We start from the raw sequence: 4,931 nt of genomic DNA, 5'->3' as shown, positions 1-4,931 counted from the left end.
GGTGGAGACGGTGCCCGGGGTACTGCGCGTCGTCTTCACCCGGACACGCCGGTAAAACCCGAAACCGCGGTCTTTTGGCGGTTGAGTTCAGCGGGGCGGCACAACCCACGAATGGTTCCCCAGACGCCCCGCGGCCTGGCCAGTGCTCATCCCCGCAGTCAGGGCTCGACCTGGATCTCGCCCGCCGCTCCCTCTTCGAGTTCGCCGATCACAGCGGCTGCGGGGGTGCCGGCGTCCTGCAGGTCGGCGAGCAGCTCGCCGACGCGCTCTGGGGCAACGGCGATGAGCAACCCACCCGATGTTTGCGCATCACAGAGCAGGAGGCGGAGCGGCTGGGGCAGAGCGGGGCTCCAGCGAACGGCGTCCTGGAGGTCGGCGAAGTTGCGGCGTGTGCCGCCGGGGAAGAAGTCCTGGCTGGCGAGCTCGAGCGCGGAGGGAAGCAGCGGCACGGCAGCGGCGCGGACTCGAGCGGCCAGGCGGCTGGCGCGCGCCATCTCGCGCAGGTGGCCGAGCAGGCCAAAGCCGGTGATATCGGTGGCGGCGTGGGCCTGGGCCCGCAACATGGCTTCGGCGGCTCCGCGATTGAGCGTGGTCATGCTGCGCACGGCCGCGTCCAGGGCGGCCGGGTCAGCGGCATCGCGCTTGAGTGCAGTGGAAATGACGCCCGTCCCGACGGGCTTGGTGAGCACCAGGCGGTCGCCCGCCCGCCCGGTCGAGTTCCGCACCACGCGCTCGGCCGGCGCCTCGCCGATCACGCACATGCCATACTTGGGCTCGGGGTCATCGAGGGAGTGGCCGCCAATGACGGCGACGCCGGCCTGACGCGCGATCTCGCCGCCACCCCGCACGATCTCGCCCAGGATCCCCTCGTCTAGGTGCGCGCGCGGGAAAGCTACCAGGTTGAGCGCAAAGAGGGGACGTCCGCCCATGGCATAGATGTCGGAAAGCGCGTTGGCCGCGGCGATGCGGCCGAAGTCGTAGGGGTCGTCCACAATAGGCGTGAAGAAGTCCACCGTGGCCATCAGGGCGCGGTCCGCATCGATGCGGTACACGGCCGCATCATCCGCGGTGTTCGCGTCGACCAGGACGGCCTCGTCGTGGAACGGCACCAGGTGACGCAGGACCTGCGTCAGCTCAGCCGCGCCGAGCTTGCACGCTCAACCAGCGCCGTGCGAGAGCTGCGTGAGGCGCAGCCGCGGCCGCTGGTCGCGGGGTGTGGCTTCCGTTGACATGGCGGAAATGTAAGAGCCGGGTCCCGGGTGGGCAAAGACGGCGCGGCGCCGGGTCCAACCCCGGCGCCGCGCTGGTCAGGTAGAACGCGGGCGGGCGTCGGCGCGTCAGCGCCAGCCGCGGCCCGTGCAGCCCGGTCAGCCTTCGTCCTTGTCGTCCCCGTCGCGGTCCGCGTCCTTGAAGGCGCGGAACGATCTCTTGATGTTCTCCTCGACACGGTCGCGCAGGTTCCCGTCCGCGGCCAGCGCGCGGGGATCGATCAGCGAGCCATCGCTGTTGCGGAACCAGCTCGCGACGTCCACGGCAACCGTGACGTTGAGCGTTCCTGTCGTGCCTGTGGCCACCACGAAGGGCGGCTGCAGCTTGCGCTCGATCTCGCCCTCACCCTGGATGAAGACGTTGACGGGCTGCGGCCCCTTCCCGTCATTGGCGTCGAAGGTACCCTTGACGTGCACGCTGGCGCTGATGGGCCAGCTCGGGTGCCGCGTTCGGAAGGCCTGGGTGGCGGCGTCGTTTTCCTCAGGCTCCTCGATCTCGAGCTCGAGCTCGTCGTACGTCCCGGGAGGGATCTCCTCCTGGAACGCCGTGATGACCCCGCCATTCACCGGCAGTGAGACCAGCACCGGCCCGGCTTCGAACTCGTCGCAGGGGTTGCCGCGGCCGCTCGAGTCGCAGTCGCTGGGGTCGTCCGCGCGCTCGAGCTCGACCTCCGCCAGCACCACCTGCACGGAGTCGATGTTCAGCACGCGGCCCGCTGCATCGGTGACGGGCACGAGCGAAGCGAACCCGGGGGGCGCGCTGCCGCCGGGCCGAGGCACGGTGAACGAGAGACTCGCGCTGCGGGGGCCGTCCGGCCCGGTTCCATCGTCGTCGCCACACGCCGGGAGCAAGACCGCCGCGGCCGCCAAGACTGCCAGGACCACCGGCGCACGTTGTTGGAAGTGCATACAGTCCTCCGTTGAATGGAAGGGCGGGACTCCGGGGCGGCAGTCAGGCAAAAGCTGTGCCCGCAGAGGCGGTGGGTGGTGGCGGATGGAAGCCCTTGCGGCGCAGGCAGTTGCGTGCTGGGGGGTCGCGAGCCGGGGGCTGCAGCGGCCGCCAGGCAGGGAACTTTCTTCGCGCAGGCGGGGAACGATCTCGCGGCTCTCGAGGCTGAGGCTCGCCTGCTTAGGGGCGGCAGTGGGCGGCAGGAATGGATGTTGCGCGCTGTGGGGCCAGAGCGGGTGTGGGGGAGGCGATCATGGCTGAGGCGCAGAACCCGGAAGTGCCGTCGCCGTTCGACGTGAAGGACGGCCTGGCGCTGGCGCTGGCCTACCTCGAAGATCCTTCCGATGTGCCCTGCCCGCGCTGCGGCCCCAACGTGGTGGAAGTGGTTTGTTTCCTGGACGCGCCGGGGATGGAGCGCGGGGACGTGGTACGGAGCGCGCCCGAGGGCGACTATACCGTGATTCTGTATTGCCACAGTTGCGGCCGGGCGGCTGCCCTCGACCTCAGCCGCGACGAGGAAGACCTCGCCGCCTGAGCGCCCGGCTCCGGGCTTCCATTCACCCTTTGAAAGCTGTTACGACTGGAACGCGCCGGCGGGCACGCGCGTGTCGACGCGCACGTTCTCGAAGCGGATCGCGGCCGAGCGGTCCGGATTGGGTTTGTTCGTGGACAGCAGGATGGGCCCGAAGCGCTGCCAGTCGGTCCAGTCGTAGATGGCGGGCTCGGCGCCGGCGCGCGGGAAGTGGTGCCAGCGCTCCATCAGCCCGGTCTCGGGGCTGATGAAGGCAAGGTATTCGTTTTCCGGCGTGAGCCCTACGTTCTCGAAGGTGAGCTTGACGGCCTCCCAGGCTCGGCCATTGGGATCGGTCTGTCGTCCCGCGTAGCTCAGGTGCACGCCCGGATCGGTCCACTTGTAGGGCATGATCAGCCAGTACGAGTCATTGATGAAGCGCGCGTAGGCGAACTGGCGGAGCGAGTCGGCGCGCGGCGGCTGGACCGGCTGGCCGTTCAGCCACACCCTGCCGTCAGCGGCGTGGTTGACGTTGAAGAGGGCGAGGATGGTGTCGCCGCGGCGAATGCCGCTAAGGCGGTAATCGCCGCGCCAGCGGTCCCAGCGGTGGCGCCAGCGCGCGGCCTCCTGGCCGCCGCGGTAGACGACGAAGTCGAACTCGAAGTAGCGAGCGCTTTCCCAGGCGTCGGCGCCACCCATTGCGGCCATCATGCGGGAGTGGACGCGGCGCACCTCGGGATCCGCGAGGGCGTCCGTTGCCCGGCCGTTCGCCGGCCGGTTACTTTGGCCGGGCGCCGCCCCGTCCTGTCCTGCGGTCCAGTGCGAACAAGCCAGGGTCTGAAGGCTGAGGAAGGGGAGCAGCGCGAGCGCGAGGGGCCAGGCACGAACGGGGCGGCGCATAAGGCTTCTCCAGTCGACGTGTTGGAGAGCAGCGGGTGGGCCGCAATATCGGGTGAGTCGGGCGGCCACGCAAACGGGGAGAGTGCAGGTATGGGCAAAATGACGCGGGGCACATCCTGGCGGGAGCACCGTCTGGCGGAGGCCCTCGAGCTGGACGGCCGCCGCTATACGGTGGACCTGGTAGGCCGGCGAGCCACGGGCGTTCAAGGGTACCGCATGACGGTCGTCTTCCTGCCGCACGATGCGGGGAAAGAGGTGGGCGTCGAGCTTCCTAATGCTGCGACGAGCGCGGACGTGCATCGGGCGGCCCGTGAGCTGGCCGCAGACCCGGGTCGCCTGAAAGCTATGCTCCGGGAGGCGCTGGCCCCGTGAAGCCGCCCTCGCTCTCCGCACGGTCCCGCTTTGCAGCGCTGGCGGGGGCGCAGGACGTCGACATCGATCTGGCCGCGGGCGCCTTGCTGATTGCGGAGGAGCAGTACCCGCAGCTCCATCCCGCGCCGTACCTGCGGCGGCTCGATCTGCTGGCGGAAAGGGTGCGGGACCGGTTGAGCAATGAGGGCGCGCCGCTCATCGTGCTGCAGGAGCTGAACCGCGTGCTTTTCGAGGAGGAGGGATTCCGTGGCAACACGGATGCCTATTACGATCCGCGCAATTCCTTTCTCAACGACGTGCTCGACCGCCGGGTCGGCATCCCCATCACGCTGAGCATCGTTTACCTGGAGGTGGGCTGGCGGCTCGGCCTGCCCCTGGTGGGCGTGAATTTCCCCGCCCACTTCCTGGTGCGCTACCAGGGCGAGGCGCTGCGCATACTGGTGGATGCGTTCGAGCGGGGGCGGCTGCGCTTCGAGGACCAGGCCCAGGAACTGCTGGACAGGGTGTACGGCGGCACGGTGCGGCTGAACAGGCAATTCCTGCAGCCGGCGGGGAAGAAGGAGATCCTGGCGCGCTTGCTGTCCAACCTGAAGGGCATCTACCTCAATCTGGGCGAAGACCGGCGGGCCCTGTCCGCAATCGAGCGGCTTCTGCTGCTGCATCCCATGGCCAGTGATGAGGTGCGGGACCGCGCCGTCTTGCTGGCGCGGTCGGGGCGGCTATCGGAGGCCATAGCCGACCTCGAGCGCTACCTCGACCTGGCGCCCCAGGCGCCGGATGCCAGGCGCGTGCGCGACCTGATCCAGGAGCTCGAGCGGGAGGGCCGCAGTTGATAGTGGGCGCATTCCGCGATCTGCCATTGCATGCGTTGCATCAGAGTCTGGGCGCCCGCTGGCAGGAGCCGCTGACGGGGTCAGGGAGGGGGGCGCGG

General features: G+C 69.3%; 6 protein-coding genes. 3 read left to right on the top strand and 3 right to left on the bottom strand.

What is annotated here, in order from left to right:
• Positions 1–158: 158 nt before the first annotated feature.
• Together selD and HY703_04125 are read right to left on the bottom strand one after the other, a co-directional pair.
• Positions 159–1,232 carry a selenide, water dikinase SelD gene (selD, locus tag HY703_04130; protein ID MBI4544364.1) on the bottom strand — a complete coding sequence of 358 codons (1,074 nt, stop codon included), beginning with the start codon at positions 1,230–1,232 and terminating at the stop codon, positions 159–161.
• A gap of 135 nt (positions 1,233–1,367) precedes the next feature.
• Complete coding sequence (locus HY703_04125) at positions 1,368–2,177, bottom strand: hypothetical protein (protein MBI4544363.1); 810 nt, start codon at positions 2,175–2,177, stop codon at positions 1,368–1,370.
• 293 nt (positions 2,178–2,470) lie between these two features.
• Here HY703_04125 and HY703_04120 point away from each other — a divergent pair, with 293 nt between their 5' ends.
• On the top strand, positions 2,471–2,752 hold the full coding sequence (locus tag HY703_04120; GenBank protein ID MBI4544362.1) for a hypothetical protein: 282 nt from the start codon (positions 2,471–2,473) through the stop codon (positions 2,750–2,752).
• Positions 2,753–2,791: 39 nt separating this feature from the next.
• Here the strand turns inward: HY703_04120 and HY703_04115 are convergent, their stop codons facing one another.
• Complete coding sequence (locus tag HY703_04115) at positions 2,792–3,628, bottom strand: hypothetical protein (protein MBI4544361.1); 837 nt, start codon at positions 3,626–3,628, stop codon at positions 2,792–2,794.
• Positions 3,629–3,718: 90 nt separating this feature from the next.
• Between HY703_04115 and HY703_04110 the strand changes: the two genes are divergently transcribed.
• Both HY703_04110 and HY703_04105 read left to right on the top strand, forming a co-directional pair.
• The gene (locus HY703_04110; GenBank protein ID MBI4544360.1) at positions 3,719–4,000 is read left to right on the top strand and encodes a hypothetical protein; all 282 of its coding nucleotides are present in this window, start codon (positions 3,719–3,721) and stop codon (positions 3,998–4,000) included.
• Between the two features lie 38 nt (positions 4,001–4,038).
• Entirely contained in the window at positions 4,039–4,833 is a 795-nt protein-coding gene (locus HY703_04105; protein MBI4544359.1) for a tetratricopeptide repeat protein, read from the top strand.
• Positions 4,834–4,931: the final 98 nt, after the last annotated feature.

The organism is Gemmatimonadota bacterium (assembly GCA_016209965.1).
GTDB lineage: Bacteria > Gemmatimonadota > Gemmatimonadetes > Longimicrobiales > RSA9 > JACQVE01.
Note: the sequence above shows the minus strand (reverse complement) of the source record. Positions and strands in the feature narration are given on the sequence as shown.